General features: G+C 42.2%; 14 protein-coding genes and 2 pseudogenes. 9 read left to right on the top strand and 7 right to left on the bottom strand.

All coding sequences use genetic code 11. The annotated features are described in order from the left end of the window. Positions 1–6 precede the first annotated feature (6 nt). Positions 7–3,309 (top strand): efflux RND transporter permease subunit, encoded by a 3,303-nt coding sequence (locus N0824_RS15980; RefSeq protein ID WP_108937467.1) that lies wholly within the window; start codon positions 7–9, stop codon positions 3,307–3,309. Between the two features lie 206 nt (positions 3,310–3,515). Then, positions 3,516–5,081, top strand: coding sequence for a sodium:proton antiporter (locus N0824_RS15975; protein ID WP_108937466.1), 1,566 nt, complete (start codon positions 3,516–3,518; stop codon positions 5,079–5,081). A gap of 18 nt (positions 5,082–5,099) precedes the next feature. On the opposite strand, the gene N0824_RS15970 is transcribed toward N0824_RS15975, so the two are convergent. Both N0824_RS15970 and N0824_RS15965 read right to left on the bottom strand, forming a co-directional pair. After that, on the bottom strand, positions 5,100–5,849 hold the full coding sequence (locus N0824_RS15970) for an amino acid ABC transporter ATP-binding protein (RefSeq protein WP_046662503.1): 750 nt from the start codon (positions 5,847–5,849) through the stop codon (positions 5,100–5,102). Between the two features lie 12 nt (positions 5,850–5,861). Beyond that, positions 5,862–6,311, bottom strand: coding sequence for a DUF29 domain-containing protein (locus N0824_RS15965; protein WP_108937465.1), 450 nt, complete (start codon positions 6,309–6,311; stop codon positions 5,862–5,864). A gap of 193 nt (positions 6,312–6,504) precedes the next feature. Between N0824_RS15965 and N0824_RS15960 the strand changes: the two genes are divergently transcribed. The 3 genes from N0824_RS15960 to N0824_RS15955 all read left to right on the top strand — a co-directional run bounded on the left by N0824_RS15960 (position 6,505) and on the right by N0824_RS15955 (position 9,147). Further along, positions 6,505–7,641, top strand: coding sequence for a type I restriction endonuclease (locus tag N0824_RS15960; protein WP_108937464.1), 1,137 nt, complete (start codon positions 6,505–6,507; stop codon positions 7,639–7,641). 299 nt (positions 7,642–7,940) lie between these two features. Further along, positions 7,941–8,114, top strand: coding sequence for a hypothetical protein (locus N0824_RS21045; RefSeq protein WP_199224926.1), 174 nt, complete (start codon positions 7,941–7,943; stop codon positions 8,112–8,114). A gap of 70 nt (positions 8,115–8,184) precedes the next feature. Continuing rightward, complete coding sequence (locus tag N0824_RS15955; protein WP_108937463.1) at positions 8,185–9,147, top strand: NodZ family protein; 963 nt, start codon at positions 8,185–8,187, stop codon at positions 9,145–9,147. 424 nt (positions 9,148–9,571) lie between these two features. Here the strand turns inward: N0824_RS15955 and N0824_RS15950 are convergent, their stop codons facing one another. After that, positions 9,572–10,405, bottom strand: coding sequence for a photosystem II manganese-stabilizing polypeptide (locus N0824_RS15950; protein ID WP_002761031.1), 834 nt, complete (start codon positions 10,403–10,405; stop codon positions 9,572–9,574). A 235-nt stretch (positions 10,406–10,640) separates the two neighbouring features. Here N0824_RS15950 and N0824_RS15945 point away from each other — a divergent pair, with 235 nt between their 5' ends. Beyond that, a complete protein-coding gene (locus tag N0824_RS15945; RefSeq protein WP_108937462.1) occupies positions 10,641–10,985 on the top strand; it encodes a hypothetical protein in 345 nt (114 codons plus the stop codon). Positions 10,986–11,071: 86 nt separating this feature from the next. Here the strand turns inward: N0824_RS15945 and N0824_RS20770 are convergent, their stop codons facing one another. After that, positions 11,072–11,227, bottom strand: a complete 156-nt coding sequence (locus N0824_RS20770; RefSeq protein WP_158269561.1) for a hypothetical protein — start codon at positions 11,225–11,227, stop codon at positions 11,072–11,074. Between N0824_RS20770 and N0824_RS15940 the strand changes: the two genes are divergently transcribed. Further along, positions 11,226–12,659: a phosphoglucomutase/phosphomannomutase family protein gene (locus tag N0824_RS15940; RefSeq protein ID WP_108937461.1), complete on the top strand. Its 1,434-nt coding sequence runs from the start codon at positions 11,226–11,228 to the stop codon at positions 12,657–12,659. The genes N0824_RS20770 and N0824_RS15940 overlap by 2 nt on opposite strands. Before the next feature lie 40 nt (positions 12,660–12,699). On the opposite strand, the gene N0824_RS15935 is transcribed toward N0824_RS15940, so the two are convergent. Next, the gene (locus N0824_RS15935; RefSeq protein ID WP_108937460.1) at positions 12,700–13,719 is read right to left on the bottom strand and encodes a methyltransferase; all 1,020 of its coding nucleotides are present in this window, start codon (positions 13,717–13,719) and stop codon (positions 12,700–12,702) included. Between the two features lie 699 nt (positions 13,720–14,418). Then, a complete protein-coding gene (locus tag N0824_RS15930; protein WP_233256462.1) occupies positions 14,419–15,360 on the bottom strand; it encodes a 2OG-Fe(II) oxygenase in 942 nt (313 codons plus the stop codon). A gap of 730 nt (positions 15,361–16,090) precedes the next feature. Here N0824_RS15930 and N0824_RS21940 point away from each other — a divergent pair. Beyond that, positions 16,091–17,842: pseudogene (locus tag N0824_RS21940) on the top strand (IS1634 family transposase). A gap of 411 nt (positions 17,843–18,253) precedes the next feature. After that, entirely contained in the window at positions 18,254–19,534 is a 1,281-nt protein-coding gene (locus N0824_RS15910) for a DNA cytosine methyltransferase (protein WP_108937458.1), read from the top strand. Between the two features lie 96 nt (positions 19,535–19,630). Here N0824_RS15910 and N0824_RS21435 read toward each other — a convergent pair. Then, positions 19,631–19,787 (bottom strand): annotated as a pseudogene (locus N0824_RS21435) (HNH endonuclease); the annotation flags it as partial.

Raw genomic sequence — 19,787 nt, 5'->3', positions numbered from 1 at the left:
CGCCCTATGATCCTTAGCATTGCCGATACTTTCATTAAAAGACCCGTTCTGACCACGGTTTGCTCGATTTTAATCGTTTTGATCGGAGCGATCGCTGTTCCCTTTTTACCCCTAGAAAAACTGCCCCAGTTGGCATTTATTCAGGTAGCGGTAAATGCCAACTATTTGGGAACCGATGCCAAAACCGTACAGGATAACGTTACCACGGTACTCGATCGCCAGATTAACGGGACAGAACAGATTGTTTATATGCAGTCCCAGAGTACCAACACCGGACAAAGTACGGTGAATGTCTTTTTCCCGGTAGAAATGGATCGTAACATTGCCCAAGTCTTGGTACAAAACCGCGTCAGTACCGCCGCCGCCAGTTTACCGGAAGAAGTGAACCGGCAGGGGGTGACAACCAATACCCAATCCCCCAGCGTTACCCTTGCCTACGGGATTTCCGCCAAACCGGACGAAAAGGGCAATTATCCCTACGATACGGTCTTTTTAAGTAACTTTGTCGATCGAGTCATCGATGCCGAGATTCGCCGGATCGAGGGGGTTGGTAGTACAACAATCATCGGGGAAAGGGAATATGCCCTGCGTTTTTGGCTTAATCCCGATGCTTTAGCCGCTAGGGGCGTATCGGCGGAACAAGTAGTACAGGCAATCCGAGAACAGAATATTCAGGTGGGTGCGGGGACAATTGGCGGTGATCCCAGTCCCGAAGATCAGCAATTCCAGATCGCCATTCGCGCCGTTGGTAGGGTGGCCACCGGGGAGGAAGCGGAAAATATTGTCGTCAAAGTCGGGGAAAATGGCGATTTAATCCGAATTAAAGACGTAGGACGGGCAGAAATCGGAGCCGAAAACTACAGTACCGCCGCCTATTTCGACAAATCCCCCGCCGTCGTCTATATCGTCTATCAGTTGCCCGGTTCCAACGCTTGGAATACCGCCAAACTGGTGAAAGAAAAAATGGCAGAACTAGAACCGAGTTTCCCCCCGGGGTTAAATATCGCCATTACCCTCGATAATACCGCCTTTGTCGCCGCCTCCCTCGAAGAAGCCCTTGGCACTCTGGTGGAGGCGATTTTACTGGTTATTCTCGTCATTTTTATCTTTCTTCAGGATTGGCGCACCACGATCATTCCAGCGATCGCTATTCCCGTATCTTTGATCGGAACCATGGCCGTCGCCCTAGCTTTAGGCTATTCTCTCAATAACCTCTCCTTGTTTGCCGTCATTCTAGCCACCGGGTTAGTGGTGGACGACGGGATCGTGGTTGTAGAAGCGGTATCGGAAAAATTACGACAGGGAATGCGGCCATTTCAAGCTGCCCTCGATGCCATGGGTGAGTTAACCTCGGCGGTAATTGCTAGTTCTCTTGTACTATTCGCGGTTTTTATTCCCGTCACCTTCTTCCCCGGTACGGTGGGGATCGTTTATCGACAATTTGCCGTCATCATCTCCGCTTCAATTCTGATCTCCACCTTTAACGCCCTCAGTTTTTCCCCCACCATGTCGGCGATTATCATGAAACCGCCCCAAGGCACCCGCGGACCCTTGGGACTGTTTTTCGAGGGCTTTAATCGGGGTTTCAACGCAGTTAAAGAAGGTTATCGACGCTCGATCGAATTTCTGATCCGCATCCGTTTTTTAGTGTTACCCTTCTTTATCGCCGCCCTCTTTCTCACAGCTTGGAGTTACAATACCACTCCCCAGGGTTTTATCCCCGAAGAAGACCAAGGTTATGCCTTCGTTTTGGTGCAAGCCCCCCCCGGGGTTTCCCTGCGCTACACCGACCGGGTTATCCGTCAGATTAACGAAGAAATTCTCGACGGTATCGAAGAAATCGAACACTTTGTCGGTATGGCGGGCTTTAGTTTTGCCGGAAGTGGCAGCAACCAAGGGCTATTTTTTGTCAAGTTAAAAGAATGGTCGGAACGGCCCGGCGAAGATAAGTCAGTTTTCGGCATTCTTAGGAAAATTAACCGAGAATTAGCCACTAAAGTCCGAGATGCTCGCGCTTTCGCCGTTAATGCGCCCCCTGTAGATGGATTAAGTTCTACCGGCGGTTTCGAGTTATTTATCCAAAACCGCGCTTCTTTCCCCATGGACGCTTTGATTGCCAACGCTAATAACGTCATGGCCGAGGCCCGAACAAGACCGGAATTATCGGGAATTTTCACCCAATTTACCACCGACACGCCGATGCTGGAACTTTCCATCAATCGCAACCAGCTACAGGCGCAAAACGTCGATATGCAGGCCGTTTTCGGAACCCTGCAAACCTATCTCGGTTCCAACTTCGTTAACCAATTCGTCTTAGGCGATCGCTTGTATCGAGTCTTTGCCCAAGCAGAAGCGGATTATCGTTCTAATCCCGAAGATATTAACCGTCTTTACGTCCGTTCCCGTACCGGGGCCAATATTCCCCTATCTGGTTTAATTAGCGTCAAACGCTTCACCTATCCACCGATTATCACTAACTTTAACCTCTATCCCTCGATTAACGTTCAGGGTAGTCCCGCTCCCGGTTTTAGTACGGGACAGGCGATCGCAGTGATGGAAGATGTCTGTCGGAAAGTCCTGCAGCCCGGTTTCGGTTACGCTTGGACGGGGACAGCTTTCCAAGAAAAAACTTCCGCCGGGGCTGCCCCAATTATCTTCGGATTAGCCTTTATCGTGGTTTTCCTTGTCCTCGCGGCCCAGTACGAAAGCTACATTGACCCGATTATCATCATGATTACGGTTCCCCTAGCGATCCTGGGTGCCATGGGGGCCTTGCTGTTGCGGGCGAATTTCCTACAAGTGGGTAGTCTGTTCCCGACGGTGAATAATAATATCTATGCTCAGGTGGCTTTGGTCATGTTGATCGGTTTAGCGGCTAAAAATGCCATCTTGATCGTGGAATTCGCTAACCAGTCCCGTACTTTGGGTTTAAGTATTCCCGATGCGGCAGCCCGGGCCTCGACGGAACGCTTAAGACCGATTCTGATGACGGCTATTTCCGGTTTAGTTGGTTTCTTGCCCTTGGTTATCGCTTCCGGCGCCGGGGCGATGAGTCGTTGGTCCCTGGGAACTGCAATCCTAGGCGGTTATCTGATTTCCACGGTGTTGAGTTTATTTCTCGTCCCGGTGTTGTATGTGCTGATCAAACAGTTCGAGGCCCGATTCCTCTCCTCGAAACCCCCCAAAGGTGGCGGTTCTGGCAATAGTAAAACTCCCTCTCTCGGTGGGGAAAGAAATACATCAGAAACCTCCATAGAAGAGGGGGCCATTTCCTCTTTGAAAATCTCTCCTCAGTCCCCGAATGACTAGGGTGTTAGGAGCCGGTCGTCAGGAGCCGGTCGTCAGGAGCCGGTCGTCAGGAGTCAGGAGTCAGGAGTCAGGAGATTATTTTTATTTATTCTTCCCACTCCCCACTCCCCAATTCATAATTGATAATTGATAATTGATAATTGATAATTCATAATTGATAATTCATAATTCATAATTCCCACTCCCATATCTGATAACTGAAAATAATGAGTCTAGAATCTACAGCTAATGAGGCGATCACTCATAATTTAGAGCAATTCCTGCTAGTTTTGACCATTTCCTTGAGTGTCGCCACTTTATCGAGAACCGTTGCCTTCCTCCGCAAAATTCCCTACACCCTGCTGTTAGTTATTGTCGGTATGGGTTTAGCTTTTTTAGATTTGCGTCTAGTTAATCTTTCCCCGGAATTAATTCTGGAAATTTTTCTGCCTCCCCTCCTTTTTGAAGCCGCTTGGAATATTCCTTGGGCTAAATTAAAGGAATATTGGGTTACTATCGTCCTTTTTGCCGTTATCGGGGTGATTATCTCCGTTTTGGGGGTCGCCTATCCCCTACATATCTTTGCTAATTTACCCCTATCGATCGCTTTTCTCTTGGGTGCTGCCCTAGCTGCCACCGATCCCGTCTCTGTAATTGCCCTATTTAAAGAATTGGGGGCTAGTAAAAAACTGACGATCCTGATGGAAGGGGAAAGTCTCTTTAATGATGGGGTCGCTGTGGTCGCTTTCGTCCTCTTGGTGGGTATTCCCTTGGGAATCGATACCTTTTCCGTACCCGTCACGCTCGCCCGTTTCTGCACCTTTGTGGGGATTGGCATCGGTGTGGGTTGCGTGATCGGTTTCGGCATTTCCTACCTTACCCAACGCTTCGATCTGCCTTTCGTGGAACAGTCTCTCACCCTAGTTTCTGCCTATGGAACCTATCTCGTCACGGAAAAATTAGGCGGATCCGGTGTGATTGGGGTGGTAATTGTCGGGATTATTCTCGGTAATCTCGGTTCGCGCATTGGTATGAGTCCCCGCACGCGCCTGGTAGTTAGCGAATTTTGGGAATTTATCGCCTTTTTTGTCAATTCTATCATCTTTTTACTGATCGGCGATCAAACCCGTTTTGAGAGTCTCGGCAGTCACTTAACCGGGATTTTAATAGCGATCGCCGCTATGGTGGTTTCCCGTTTGCTGTCCATTTTTGGACTAGGGGCAATTAGTAACCTAATTACGGGCAATAACATCAATTTCAAGGAAAGAACGGTGTTATGGTGGGGAGGATTGCGCGGTTCGGTTTCGATCGCCCTAGCGTTAAGTGTTCCTACGTCTATCCCCTACCGTCAAGAAATTATTGACGTGGTTTTTGGGGTGGTTTTATTTACTTTATTGGTGCAAGGATTATCTATACAATGGCTATTAAATGCCCTCAATCTTATCGGTGATCAACCGATTCGCACCGAATATTCGGCCTTAATTGCTCGTCAAATTGCTTTAACTAGGGTGTCTAATTATCTGCAACAACCAGAACGTTTTCCCGATATCGATCCCGAATTTTATCGCGACAAAAAAACGCTAGTGGAGGGACAACTAAAGGCCTTGGGCGATCAGTTGCAAACACTACTACAGGAACACCCACAGTTAAAAGATGTGGTGGCCGAACAATTTCAAGATACTTTACTCGATATCGAAGCTAATACCTATGCAGAATTAATTCGAGCCGGTCGTTTAAATGAAAATCTCGTTCCCCTTTTAGTCGAGGTAGAAGAAGAAAAAGAGAGGGTTTAATCATCAAGTCATGGGAAATCAAAGAATTTTTGCTAAAAATTGCTGAGTTCGATCGGATTGGGGATTATTAAAAAATTCTGCTGGGGGGGCAATTTCCAAAATTAAACCCTGATCCATAAATACCACTCGATCGGCCACTTCTCGCGCAAATCCTACCTCGTGGGTGACACAAACCATGGTCATCCCCGATTTAGCTAAACTTTGCATCGTTTCCAAGACTTCTCGCACCATTTCTGGGTCTAAAGCTGAGGTGGGTTCATCGAATAACATCACCTTCGGCTGCATAGCTAAAGCGCGAACGATTGCCACCCGCTGCTGTTGTCCTCCCGATAACTGAGGGGGATATTTAAGCGCTTGTTCGAGAATACCAACTTTTTCGAGGAGTTTTCTCGCTATTTCCTCCGCTTGCGCTTTTTTCCAACCGCGCACCCACATCGGACCAAGGGTGACATTATCTAATACCGTCAGATGGGGAAAGAGGTTAAATTGTTGAAAAACCATGCCGACTTCCTGACGGATTGCCTCGATATTTTTCAGGTTGTGGGAAACAGTTATCCCGTCAATAATAATGCGGCCTTTTTGATAGGATTCCAACCCGTTAAAAGTGCGAATAAAGGTGGATTTTCCTGAACCGGACGGCCCCATAATCACGACAACTTCCTGTTTATTAACGGTGAGATTGACTCCCCGCAAAGCATGAAAGCGGTTATCATACCATTTTTCCACAGCTTCGGCAATTATAATCGGTTCACTGTTGTGAGATTCCATATTTTTGAGAGTTTATTGATTATCTGTATCGGGAAACCACTGTTTCTCAAGAATTTGTCTCAGAGAGTAGGGACAAATTATCGGTAAATTTTTTAATCCTGTCTTTTTTTCGGCAATTAAGCGAGCGTTTTCATAGATATTTTCTAACTCTAGTTCTAGAAATTTGCTTAAATCGGTGGTGAGCTTATCTTCTAATTGTACTCGAAAAGTGATAATCTCTGCCGCCCAATGATTACTATTTCTTGTTCTTTCTGTTGTCCAAAATTGATAGAGTAGCAGCTGGATTATTATCGATAAACTTAAACTTTTAACAGCAGTTTTTTCGCTTCGTCTCAAAGCTGCCAACTCCTCGATTAAATGTTCGTAATCTAACTGATCTAACTGACGATTTTTTAATAACTCGATCGTCTCGATTAACCAGCGATCATACTCCCGTTCATAAAGCTGTTCTAAAGCAAGCATTGTTTTTGATCAAATGGCGACATTATTAAAAATAACCCGTTCCTAGAAATGATAGCACAAAAGATGCGGTTGATTAGTGTAAATATTTGTGAATCAATGATGATGACAGTCAAAAATGCTTGACCCTTAGGTAAAAAAAAGGTTAAATTATGGTTAGGCTGAGAACCCACACATCCTAGATAATGAGGCTATCATGGAAATCGATAAACTCAAAGAAATTGCTCAAAAAGTTGAAACCTCTCGTTCTCAAATCCAAAACGAACAGGCAACCAAAACAGCTTTTATTATGCCTTTTTTGCAAGCATGGGGTTACGATGTATTCAATCCCATGGAAGTTCACCCCGAATATAGTGCCGATTTAACTGGATTAAAAGGGGAAAAAGTAGATTATGCTATTTGTTTGGACAATCAACCGATTATTTTGATGGAATGTAAAAGCTGTCATCAAAATCTTGAGCATCCTAAACATAGTTCCCAACTGCATCGATATTTTATCGCAACTGGAGCCAAATTTGGAGTTTTAACTAATGGGATTATCTATCGGTTTTATACGGATACCGTCAAGGATAATATCATGGACGATAAGCCATTTTTTGAGTTTAACATCCTCGACTTTGACGAATCTTCTGTTAACGAATTAAAACGATTTTCTAAATCTAGCACTAGCACATCTGACTTCAATTCTGGCAAAATAAAAGAGGCTGCTCGCAATTTATTGTACACCAAAGAAGTTAAAAAAGTGATTGCCCAGCAATTAAATGATCCTTCTCCCGAATTTGTTAAGTTTTTTGTTAGTCATGTGTATTCTGGAGTGAGAACTGCATCGGTTGTCGAAAAATTCACAGAAATTATTAAGCGTTCTCTCAAAGAGTATATCAATGATATCATCAAAGAAAAATTTGAGGAAGTTTTTAGAAAAGAACCCGAACCAAATCCTGCTGATACAGCAGCAGAAGATACTCCACCAGAAGAAACAGGGGGAGATGGAATTAATACGACCCTCGAAGAATTGGAAGGATTTTACATTATTAAATCAATTCTACGGGAAGAAATCCATACCGCACGCATTCAATTCAAAGACACTAGAAGTTATTTTGGTATCAACTTAGATGGAAAAGTAACCAAAACAGTCTGTCGTCTGCGCTTCCATGAAAAAACTGGCAAGAAATCAATCAGTATTCCCGATAATGTCGAAACTGGTAAAGAAGCAACCACGAATATAAACAGTCTTGATGAAATTTATGGAGTCGCTGAATTTCTGAAATCTCGTATCCGCTATCTGACTCAAGATACTTATAAAAGCAAGTCAGAAAAAACAGAAAGTATCTAAAATAATTATCCCCTATCTCTTTAATAACCGATAGGGGTTTTTAATGATATAATTTTTAGTAATCGCTGATTATGGTTGTAAAATTTTATCTAGGGATAGAAAGTTACTGTTAATAAGTGATCAGGCAAAGGAGATAGGATATCCGAACATTATAGTAAAAGTTTTCTCTCCAGTTAAGGTCAAACAATTCTAGCTGGGAGTTATCGAAGTGTGATTAAGCTTGACAAACTCAAATTAAGGTGTTAACATACTAGGGCGTGATTTGTACAGATGTTAAAAATTTTGTTTTGCGGTAGTCTATGAATTTAACAAATTTACCAATGTCTCTTGATGAGATGCCTTTACCTAGTTCTTTGCCGCCAGTTACTTTAACAGTTTTTACTCGTCCCGATCTACTCAAGGAAGTTTTAAAGGGTTTAACCGAAAATATTCTATGTGCGTCGCCTAGAATTTGTAAAGCTATTTATAGCTAACTCTCCCTTGAGTTTGAAAAGAATTCGCCGTCGCCTAGGTTTATAGTTTAGTAGATACTCAATAAAAAATATGAATAGCTCTAGAAAATTTCTGATTTGTAAAGGTTCCTCTGGCATGGGGAACCGAATTCTGGCCGCCTGTGGTGCAATAATCTATAGTGAAATTAGTAATCGCCAGTTAGTTATTGATTGGCGGGATAATGCTTATTGTTATGACGATATCAACTCCTTCCCTCTATTTTTTAACTGTCCAAAGACCAGTTCAGTAGAATCTATACCTGATACCAAATCCGTCTATCCTGAGTTATGGATTGATAAGTTAGATCAATCTTTTGGTGGACTAAGAAAAGATTTAAGGATTTCGGATCAATCTATTATGTCGGTTGAATTATCTAGAACAAATTATGAGAGTGAGATTCTGGTTTTCTGCGCCTATACTCATAAAATCCACCAGATGAGACAACTTTTTCATGGGAAGTTCGACTACTTGGCAAAAATGGATGATCGTACTATTATCAAACAGGTATTAAACTCTCATCTAAGCTTGAAACCTGAAATTGTTCAGTCTATCGAAGATTTCAAATTATCTCACTTTGGAGTGAATACCCTAGGCGTTCATGTCAGATATACAGACATGAAGATTCCTTTAGATAAGCTAATTACTAATACTAAAAAAATCAACAAAAACAATAAATTTAACAGCATTTTCTTGTCCACAGATTCTCAAGAAGTTGTTGAAAAATTTCAACAGGAATTCTCAAATATTATCACCACACCAAAATGGTTTCCACCCTCGGGAGAAAGAATGCACCAGAACTGGGATCAATGTCCCGATCGCATTCAAAATGGGATAGAAGCATTAATGGATATGTATTTGTTAGCCAGCTGTAATGATTTGATTTTTTCTTCTCAGTCCTCCTTTGGTTTAGTGGCATCAATCCTAAGTAAAGCCAGTAAACAACATCTCCATGATGTGAATTCTTCTTCATTCATTGAAAAAGTAAAAGCGAAAATTAGAGGTATTGCCAAATAGTTTCTACGAGCAATTAACCCGAACCAACCTTAATGATGTCTATGCCATGGCAAACCTGGGGAGTTACCAACTAATGCTTAATTCTCTCAATATAACTTTTCCCTGTTGCATGAGTGCCTCTTGCCTATTACATTATCTATTTCATACTAAATCCGTTGAGTATAGGCTACATATCAGGACAGGCAAGAGGTAAAAGGAGGAATAAATAATCAGTATTTAATAGCTGGATTTAGTATCACAACTAAAGACAAGTGGTATAAGTCGCTGGTTATAATTAAATTGAAGATATATCCCCCCTTGATAAGGGGGGAAATGATCGTTTTTAACACCTACCTACTTAACTTAATTGTGTCAAAGCTTAGAAAAAAGCGAACTTCTCTGGGGAGAAATTCGCCTTAATTTCCAGAAATTCTGAACTTATTAATTAGGCACGAGCTTCGAGACGACCGTAGAAAATGCCGCGAATTTTCACTTCTTCAGCATCTTTTGCGCCTAAATCGGTGTCGGAAGGCTGTTCACTTTCAAAAACACCAGCAAACTCGCCGGTAGAAGCGTCAACTTTAGTTACCTGTAAAGACATAGTACCTTTACCCAGTTCCGTCGCTTTGACGTTAGCACGCTGGAAATCTTGACTATCAGCACTAGCGGGTAAAGCGACAGCATTATCATAACCCGTCACCACACCCCGACCTTTGGGATCTAAGAAACCAGCGCCACGATAGGAGGGAACTTTAAATTCGCCTTCAAAATCCGTGGAACTGTTAATCGAGTTAAAGCCGGCTTCGGTTTTGCCGGTGAAACCTTTAATGGTAAAGAAGAGGGGAACTCTTTCACCTCCGGGTAATTGTACGGTAATGGGTTGGAAATCGATACCGTCTTCTTCCTTGAGGGTTAAAACACCGTCTTCACCTACGGTTAAGGTCGCTGTCATCTGTTCTAAACTGGTGGTATCTCTGGTTAAGAGTTTACCCGGGATAAAAGTGGCCGCTTCCCGCTTATTAATGGGTTCACCCTTGACAAAATATTCTTGGGGTTCCAAGCACAAATCTGTCACTACATAACTTTCGCCGCTTTCTAAGGGGAGAGTACCCCGGGTAAACTCAGAAATCTGCGGACATTTGTTAGCTAATCCAGTGTTTAAAATTTCATCATAGGTTAGCTCGTTTCTATTCAGGACGGCACTAGGCGCGTCGCTACAAGCTGTCAACACCCCTAAGCACAAGGCTAAAAAGGCAACTAACAAGGCACGAAATCTCATCTATGTCAACCTCTCTTTGTCAATCTTTACAATTACTACCCTTGATCCATAGCCTGATGAATTATCGAATCGGTTGCGCCAATTCACCGAAACTCAGTTTATCAAAGATCAGTGACCATTGAGAAGATGGGAGACAGGGGACGGGAAACAGCAGCCAAAAGGCAGCAGGCTCTAAGTAACTGATAGCTGATGACTGATATGATTGGTGTGACTGTTTTGAGATGCAGAAATTTCGATGAATAGCCCATTGCCGGGAGATAATAGCCAATTAGATGGCCAACTACATTCCCTTGTAACGACGGTGACAGCGATCGCCCAAGAACAGCAGGGAGATTGTAACGGTTTGTTAATGTTGCTGCGAACTTTAGAAAATTTACATCGGCAAATTCGCGAGCAGATGTTCGAGCCATCTTTACCCAATACCCGTAAGGATTTATACGGATTACTCCGGGATATCGAGGAAACCGGGGGATGGCCCTATATAGAACGGATGAAGTTACAAATGTTAATGGAAAAATTATTAACCAGTGAAGTCGGTGCGCTCGATCCGGCGGCAAAAACCGATGGTCGGGAAACGTGAAAAGGTGTTGGGTTTTTAGGGTGTGGGGTGTTAGGGTTTTAGGGTTTTAGGGTGTTGGGGTTTTAGGGTTTTAGGGTTTTAGGGTTTTAGGGTGTTAGGGTTTTGGGGTTTTGGGGTTTTGGGGTTTTAGCTGAAATTCCCCATTTCCCCATTTCCCCATCTCCCCATTGACTATCGCCAAGGGGTACGGAGCGGGTTACAGTATTGGGAAAATGGATATTTAAGGGTAGTTCGTAAATCATGACCACCGTGAACCCGATTAAATTTGGAACCGATGGCTGGCGCGGGATTATCGCCGCCGATTTTACTTTCGATCGAGTCGCTCTGCTCGCTCCCTTGGCGGCTCAGGTTTTAGCGGATAATTATGGTCAGATCACGGGTTCGCGGACGATAATCGTCGGCTATGATCGGCGGTTTATGGCGGAGGATTTTGCTCAAACTGCGGCGGAATCGCTGCAAAAAGCAGGTTTTGATGTGCTTCTCTCCCAATCCTACGCTCCCACTCCCGCTTTTAGTTGGGCAGCTCGCTCAGAAAATGCTCTCGGTGCGATCGTATTAACCGCCAGTCATAACCCGGCTAAATATCTCGGTTTGAAGGTAAAAGGTTATTTTGGTGGTTCTGTCTCGCCGGAAATTACCCAACAAATTGAAGCTTTATTGTCTAATCCGCCGCAATTTAAGGCAGCTGCCGGTAAATTAAGCACTTTTGAGCCTTGGTCAGGTTATTGTCAGGGTTTACGCCAAAAAGTTAATATTGCCGCTATTGCCGAGGCGATCGAATCGGGACAACTAAAAGTTTATTCCGATGTCATGCACGGTGCGGCGGCTACTGGTTTAGAGCGTCTTTTGGGGGTGGGGATCACGGAATTACGCGGCAATCGCGATCCTTTGTTCGGTGGCGGCTCCCCAGAACCTTTACCGAAAAATTTGACGGAAATTATCGATAAGCTGGCTCACAGCGCAAATTTAGCCCCTTTGCGAGTAGGTTTGGTCTTCGATGGCGATAGCGATCGAGTGGCGGCGATCGATGGTCGGGGGAATTTTTTAAGCACCCAAAATCTCATCCCGATTTTAATCGAGCATTTAGCCGGCAAAAAGGGAATGAGAGGGGAAATTGTCAAAACGGTGAGCGGTTCCGATTTAATCCCCAAATTAGCCAGTTTATACGGTTTATCGGTCTTTGAAACTCCGATCGGTTATAAGTATATTGCCGATCGAATGTTGACCACTCCTGTGTTAATTGGTGGGGAAGAATCCGGAGGTGTCGGTTATGGTACTCACATTCCCGAACGGGATGCTTTATTATCAGCTTTATACGTTTTGGAAGCGGTGGTAGAATCGGGCCAAGATTTAAGCGATCTTTACGCGCAATTACAGGATAAAACTGGTTTTCATTCTCAGTATGATCGCATTGATTTACCCTTAGCTAATATGGAAGCTCGCGATCAGTTAATTACTGCTTTGGATCAGGAACCCTTAAGGGAAATTGCCGGTAAACAAGTGACTGATTGTAATCCTATAGACGGTTATAAGTTCCGTTTAGAAGATGGCAGTTGGTTGTTAATTCGCTTTAGTGGCACAGAACCGGTTTTGCGTCTCTACTGTGAATCTTCAACCCTCGATCGAGTTCATGAAATTCTCGCCTGGGCAAAATCTTGGGCTACCTATATCTAATAGAAAACGGGTTTCTTGAAGAAACCCGTTTTCTATTCTATTATTTTTTAACGCATTCAATAATACAAATATCTTCTTGAGTCGGAATAATTCGATTTAATTTTAGTCCCGCTTGACTCAACAAGTCCTCAAATTCTTCTGCGGTTCTTTCTTTACCTCCCGGACACATAACTAACATATTCAGGTCTAACATTTTAGCGGCCGAAGGATTATTACCCGAAGGAACAACCATTTCCAAGACTAAAACTTTACCGTTGCTATCTAAAGCTTGACAACAGTTTTTCAAAATAGCAATCGCTCGTCGGTCATCCCAATCATGAATAATATGTTTTAATAAATAGCCATCTCCTCCCGACGGTACAGATTCAAAAAAACTACCGCCAACGGTTTGACAACGATCAACAATGCCGTGTTTTTCTAAAGTGTGTTGACAATGAGAAATTACATATTCTTCATCAAAAAGAATCCCTTTGAGGTGGGGATATTGCTCTAAGATTGTCCCCAACATCTCACCGTATCCCCCACCTACATCTACTAGGGTTTGAAACTCAGAGAAATTATACACAGCTAAAATAGCTTTCTCCTCCGAAAAAGAAAAACTATTCATCGACTGTTCAAAAATCTCTGCATCTAGCGGATGAGTTTGAAAATATTCAAAGACCCCCATCCCAAAGACATCATCAAAGGATGGTTGTCCCGTTTTAATACTATGTAACACATTTCCCCAGGCTTGATAATGGGGGGCTTCTCCTAACATAATCGCTGTCGCTTTTACTGACCGGGGATGGTCACTAGATAAATGTTCGGCTAAGGGAGTTAATATAAACTGTTGAGATTCAATTTCTTGAAAAATTCCCACACTAGCTAACGCTCGCATCAGTCGGTATAAAGCAGCAGGATTAGTCTCAGTTAGGGAGGCCAACTCTTGACAGGATTTCGCTCCTTTGGTTAAATGCTCGGCTAGACTTAATTTAGCCGCAGCATAGATGGCCTGAGATAGCCAGTAACCCGAAACCATTTGGGTTAATTGAAGATGAAGAGGGAGTTCAGGTAAGGACATAAGCAACTTTTACGGGAATAAAATTAAACATTACCATATAGAATAAGCTGCCCGCGCATTTAAATTGCCTGTTGAATGAGGCACTCTTGCAAGGGTCAAGACCCACCTAACTCCCCCAACTTCGCGGGGTTGAGGGAGATTCAGCTAATTTCTAAACGCAAGTAGAGAGATAAACACAAAATTTCAATCCAAAATTTAAAGCGTGTTTCCATTCAATTAATTTCTAAGCGCGAGTAGAGAGGTTAATTCATGAATTAACCCTACAAATGTTTCCATTCAATTAATTTCTAAGCGCAAGTAGAGAGCTACCATCACCAGACGGTGGCCTGTTCACTCCGTCCGTTGTCAGGCATTCCGCTCAAATCTTTTTTATCCTTCCATTTTCCGCCCCAATTCATTTGCTCGTCTCGTCCCTTATTATCGCATTGCCAACAAGCGTGAGCCACACAACGTTATAAGCTGTACTGAATTTAAACTGCCTATTGGAAATTTTAGGACAAATGCTCAAACTGCCTCTCCCCGCTCCTCTGCAATCTTGGCCTTGCTGATTTGAGATATGAATCTTCTTTTGTGGGATTTTTAAAACCTAGACCCAAACTAACTTTTGGATAGGTGCAAGGTTGTCATTCATACCTTGATTCAGCAACGCCTAATTTAGATAGTCAACAGCTTACCTGTCCTTGTGTGGCTTGCGTCGTCTCACGCAGGATTGGGTTGGCGAGGATAGATCTGCTCGGCGCGGTTGAACAAGATCCAGCTGGTCAGAATGTACTTGTCTTGCGACTCCGGCACATTGCCGCGATGGGTGTGGGTAAAACTGGCGGGAGCGATCACCATCGTCCCAGAGGTTGGCTTGAGCTTCCGTTCTTGGTACAAGAACTCCGTCTCACCACCGCGCTCTACATCGTTCAGATAGAACATAAACAAAAGGACGCGATGGAGCGTCTCAGCAGCTGGGTCGCAAGGATAGATTTCCGAATGCCAGTAGTAGTAACCACCGAGACTCTTCCAGTATTTCTGAACGTTGATCGCTCCCGGTCGAAACATTCTGAATAGGTACTCGGCGAGTTCCTGGTCTGATGCCGCCCCAACATCCGCAGCTGTTAACGGCCTGAGCAGTCCAGTAGCCCGATCTTGCAAGCTTAATGCAAACGCACTGGTGATCAAGTATGGATACTTGCGAATGTACAACATCAGGTGACGCAGTGTGCTGTCGAGTATCTGACTGTGCAAATCGCTCCACTCGGAGAGGCCTGTGATGGTGATGTCGGTGCTGTTCTTCTTGGATTTGTCGACTCCATGACCGATCCGTCCATCCGACTTGCGATCGCTGGCCTCGAAACGATGCCTGATCTCTTCGCACAATTCGGGGGGTAAAGCATTTTCGTACATCTCGATAAAGTCAGTTGTCATTCCAGTTTTCCCACCCCAAAGCCCTAGATACCTACGCACGCGGTCACGGATCCCATCTGGTTGATTATTATAACAGGTTTGCGTTGCATCAAGACCTTTGCCCGTATCTGGAAAAAGGCAGATGCACGCTGAGGCAAAGGTTTCACGTTTCCATTCAATTAATTTCTCCACTGAGTAGAGAGTCGGGCAGTTGAAAACTTGAAAGAGGGACAACCCTTTTATTTCCATTCAATTAATTTCTCCACTGAGTAGAGAGTCGGGCAGTTGAAAACTTGAAAGAGGGACAACCCTTTTATTTCCATTCAATTAATTTCTCCACTGAGTAGAGAGTCGGGCAGTTGAAAACTTGAAAGAGGGACAACCCTTTTGTTTCCATTCAATTAATTTCTTCAGTGAGTATAGAGATGACGTTAATGTAACATCCCTAGAAATACCTTGTCAAGTTTCCATTCAATTAATTTCCCTACTGAGTAGAGAGCGAGGCCGACGAGTCTGATGAGAGCGAGACCGACGAGCTAGACGTTTCCATTCAATTAATTTCTCCACTGAGTAGAGAAAATTATCAACGAATTTAAGCCGATCAAACAACACTGGTTTCCATTCAATTAATTTCTCTACTGAGTAGAGAGAGCCGGTAAGCAAACGTCCGAACAGGATTGAAGTTCAGAAGCCAGTTGCGACCGATAAGCTAATTATAGCTGTGCGAAACGTTTAGGCATGAAATAAGGCTGAAATGCCCGAAATAACCGCCTAGTAAGGTCTTCAGTCCTCCGACTGATTCCAACAGGTCAACCCTGACCAACCTTATAACTGTTTATATCCGACACTCCGCACTTCAAAATGTAGTATAAAGTAGCATAAAATCATTCAAGAAAAAAATAAGTAAAAATACTCAGAGAATTAGTCCCAAAAAAGTGAGACAATCAAAAAGCTCAAAAATCTATTAAAGGTACAAAAATTGTCTCCTATGTCAGAGGTAAAAATTAAAAACCTAGATCACTTAGGAATAGTAGCCGGGCTAATTGACGAAATAGGAATAGTTGAAATAATCAACTCTAAATTAGGAATCGACCCTCGAGAAAAAATTTCAGCAGGAACAGTGGTCAAAGCTATTCTAATCAATGGATTAGGATTTGTTTCAAGACCTTTATACTTATTTAGTCAATTTTTTGAAGATAAAGGAATCGAAGAATTATTGGGAGAAGAAATAAAAACCGATTATATCAATGATGATAAAATTGGGAGAGTCATGGATGAGTTATACAAACATGGACTGAATGATAACTTTATAGAAGTTGTCTTATCGGTCATCAAAAAATTTAAAATAGAGACAAAATATTCTCATCTAGATGCCACATCATTTCATCTATATGGAGAATATAAAAGTGAAGAAAAAAAAGAGAAAGAAGAAGAAGAGATGATCAAAGAAAGACCAATAATTATTACCAAAGGATATTCTCGTGACCATCGACCAGATTTGAAACAATGCGTCTTAGACTTAATAACAACCCAGGATGGAGACGTACCATTATTTGTGAGAGTCGGAGATGGAAATGAAGCTGATAAAGCTGTCTTTGGCAAAATCTTAGTAGAATTTAAAAAACAAATAAAATTTGACAGTATTATGGTCTGTGACAGTGCCTTATATATAGCGTTTCCTAAGCTAGTGAGGTACACCTGTTTTTCTTCCCCTTTGCCTTTTGCCTCTTGCCTTTTGCCTAAAACCCATAACTTTTGTACCTCAGCAGACTGAAAAACGCTATAGTCAAGATAATCTTCAACTAATTCAACATCTAAAATGGATAAGTAGAGTTCCCATGACGATAAAAAGAGCCAAAGAATTAGTCCAAAATTCAGAAATGGAAGAAATAGAGGTCAAGGAAAGAGAAAAAAGGGCAGAGCTAAATTTAGAAGGATATACCTGGAAAGAAGAAAAAGTGACTTATGGGGGAATTCAACAAATCTGGCTAATAGTAACCAGTGAAAAAAGACAAATAAGTGACTTAAAAAAACTAGAAAATAACCTTAAAAAAGAAAAAGACAAAATGGAGAGAATTCTCAAGAGCTTGCAGAAAGAAGAGTTGAAAATCCCCAACAAGCCCGATATAAATTAAGAGCAAATAATCAAAAACTAAACCTCGTTAAAATCCTAGAAATTGACCTAATTGCCAGTCAATCAAAAGACCATAAAACGATTTATAAAATTAGCGGCGTAGGGCAAGAAACAACTGAAGAGATAGTCAGAAGAAGAAAGGAAGCAGGCAGATTTATTTTAGCAACTAACTTAGTTGATGAAGAAGACAAATTAGACTCAGCCGAAATGGTGACAACTTATAAAAATCAACAGTCTTGTGAAAGAGGATTTAGATTTTTGAAAGATCCTTTATTTTTTGCGGATAGTTTCTTTGTTAAAAAAACGGAAAGAATCGAGACAATGTTATTCTTGATGTCTTTCTGCTTGTTAGTCTATAACCTCGGACAAAGAGAACTAAGAAATAGCTTAAAAAGAGCCAAGGCTGGAGTCAAAAATTAAGTCAGTAAATTAACGAGTCGTCCCACAATTAGATGGATATTTCAATGTTTTCAGGGCATTCATATTTTTATTGTGAATGGGGTCAAGCAAATTGTCAATTTAACTGAAGAACGCCGTTTTATTTTAAATTTTCTGCCTTCATCTTGTCAAAAATATTATCTGTCATCGTTAGTCTAAATAACAAAGCAACAAAGTTGATAACAATTGAGTAATATGCTTATAGGAGAGTCACTACTCCTCGAATTGTTGTGACTTAGTTTAACTCTTTGAGCCGAAAAAATATTTGGTATTTTATGATTTCTCCTCAACATCTGATTGGTTGAGTATTTTTTTTGATTATTCTGATTTTTTTTCTTTGAAAAGACCTGTAGTTTTTTATGCTTCAAAGTGAAGTACGGAATATGGGAATTGAAGTAAAGATAATTGAACAAATGATCCAAAAACTGATGAAAAAGAATTGCTCAAATAATTGCTTAATAATATAGTACAATTGCCTTTATTTGCCAGACTGTTAATAAAACGTAAAGCCTTAATTCTGTCAGAAATACAGTATAATGAAAGGCAGACAATAGAGAGCTAATCATCAAGGTGAAACATAGACCAATTGCGATCGATTTATTTGCTGGCTGCGGTGGGATGTCCCTTGGTCTAGAAGCGGCGGGATTTGATATTGCTGTAGCGGTGGAGTTTGATGCAGTCCATTCCTTGGTTCATCATTTTAACTTTCCCTATTGTCAAACTATTTGCCGGGATATAGCCAAAGTAACAAGTAGAGAAATATGGGAATTATTAAAACTAAAAGGCTATGCCACCGATGTTAGTTTAATTGCTGGTGGTCCCCCCTGCCAAGGTTTTTCATTGATTGGTAAACGACAAATAGATGATCCTAGAAATTCTCTTGTATTTGAATATCTGCGGATTGTAGCGGAAATTAAACCCAAGTATTTTATCTTTGAAAATGTCCCCGGCATGGCGACGGGTAAACATAAACAATTTTTAGAGGAGTTAATCTCTGAATTTGAAGCTATTGGCTATACAATTAATCAGCCAATTAAAATCCTTGATGCCAGTGAATACGGTGCGCCACAAAAGCGCAGAAGATTAATCTTAATTGGTAGTCGAAAAGACGTGCCGATGGCTAAATATCCCTTGGCAAAGACCGTCGATTTGAACTCAGTCAAAAAATCAGCTTTTACCAGCGTCTATGATGCGATTTCAGATTTAGAATTAATACCTGCCTTTATCGATACTGATTTAGGCATACCCCCATCAAAATTAGATTATAGTGGTAAGAGGAAAAAATATTCAGTGCAGCCAAGGGATATTTTTAAACTTTGCCATCAAAGAACAGTAGATACAAAAATCTATGGACATATAGGCTCAGTTCATACCCAAAGATCAATTGATAGATTTATCTTAACCGAACTGGGTACAGTGGAACCAAAAAGTCGCTTTTTCAAGCTTTCTCCCACCGGTTTATGTAATACTCTCCGGGCCGGAACTAATAGTGACAAAGGGGCCTATACTGCTCCTAGACCCATTCACTATTCTATTCCTCGTTGTATTACTGTACGAGAAGCCGCCAGATTACATACATTCCCCGATTGGTTTCAGTTTCACCGCACAATATGGCATGGTTTTCGTGAGATTGGTAATGCAGTTATTCCGCTATTATCGAAAGAACTTGGTGATGCTGTGATGGAAGCAATGAATATTAATCCAGCCAATTTCAACCGAGTTATTTTAGAAAAAATGCCCGAAGACTTATTGCTATATAATATGTCTCAGGCATCAAACTATTGGGGAATCTCTGACGATTTTATCCCGAAAAGAAAACGAGGTGTCTCTCAGAGACTGGTCAGTATTTAAATTATACTAAGTCCGTTTTATTAGGGGTCGAGAAGGTCGTCACCGACCTCCCCTCCCATTCAGAACCGTGCGTGAGACTTTCACCTCACACGGCTCCTAGTTTGACTGTTCCCTTGTTAAGGATACCGCTTGACTTCTCTGTGGTTGCCTGTGATAATTTCCTTGTGGTTATATCGAGGCTTCCATCGGAAGCTGATTTTTCGTCGTGACAGTGGCGGTGTAGTATTTGAAGGTTTTTATACTCATCCTTTCC

It is taken from the genome of Microcystis sp. 0824, from assembly GCF_003112475.1.
In the GTDB taxonomy this organism is placed as follows: Bacteria; Cyanobacteriota; Cyanobacteriia; order Cyanobacteriales; family Microcystaceae; genus Microcystis; species Microcystis aeruginosa_C.
This window is presented reverse-complemented; position numbering and strand designations above follow the sequence as displayed.

Coding starts and splice junctions, on each gene's coding strand:
- N0824_RS15980 (WP_108937467.1), top strand. CDS start 7: ATGATCCTTAGCATTGCCGATACTTTCATTAAAAGACCCGTTCTGACC.
- N0824_RS15975 (WP_108937466.1), top strand. CDS start 3,516: ATGAGTCTAGAATCTACAGCTAATGAGGCGATCACTCATAATTTAGAG.
- N0824_RS15970 (WP_046662503.1), bottom strand. CDS start 5,849: ATGGAATCTCACAACAGTGAACCGATTATAATTGCCGAAGCTGTGGAA.
- N0824_RS15965 (WP_108937465.1), bottom strand. CDS start 6,311: ATGCTTGCTTTAGAACAGCTTTATGAACGGGAGTATGATCGCTGGTTA.
- N0824_RS15960 (WP_108937464.1), top strand. CDS start 6,505: ATGGAAATCGATAAACTCAAAGAAATTGCTCAAAAAGTTGAAACCTCT.
- N0824_RS21045 (WP_199224926.1), top strand. CDS start 7,941: ATGAATTTAACAAATTTACCAATGTCTCTTGATGAGATGCCTTTACCT.
- N0824_RS15955 (WP_108937463.1), top strand. CDS start 8,185: ATGAATAGCTCTAGAAAATTTCTGATTTGTAAAGGTTCCTCTGGCATG.
- N0824_RS15950 (WP_002761031.1), bottom strand. CDS start 10,405: ATGAGATTTCGTGCCTTGTTAGTTGCCTTTTTAGCCTTGTGCTTAGGG.
- N0824_RS15945 (WP_108937462.1), top strand. CDS start 10,641: ATGAATAGCCCATTGCCGGGAGATAATAGCCAATTAGATGGCCAACTA.
- N0824_RS15940 (WP_108937461.1), top strand. CDS start 11,226: ATGACCACCGTGAACCCGATTAAATTTGGAACCGATGGCTGGCGCGGG.
- N0824_RS20770 (WP_158269561.1), bottom strand. CDS start 11,227: ATGATTTACGAACTACCCTTAAATATCCATTTTCCCAATACTGTAACC.
- N0824_RS15935 (WP_108937460.1), bottom strand. CDS start 13,719: ATGTCCTTACCTGAACTCCCTCTTCATCTTCAATTAACCCAAATGGTT.
- N0824_RS15930 (WP_233256462.1), bottom strand. CDS start 15,360: ATGGAAATAAAAGGGTTGTCCCTCTTTCAAGTTTTCAACTGCCCGACT.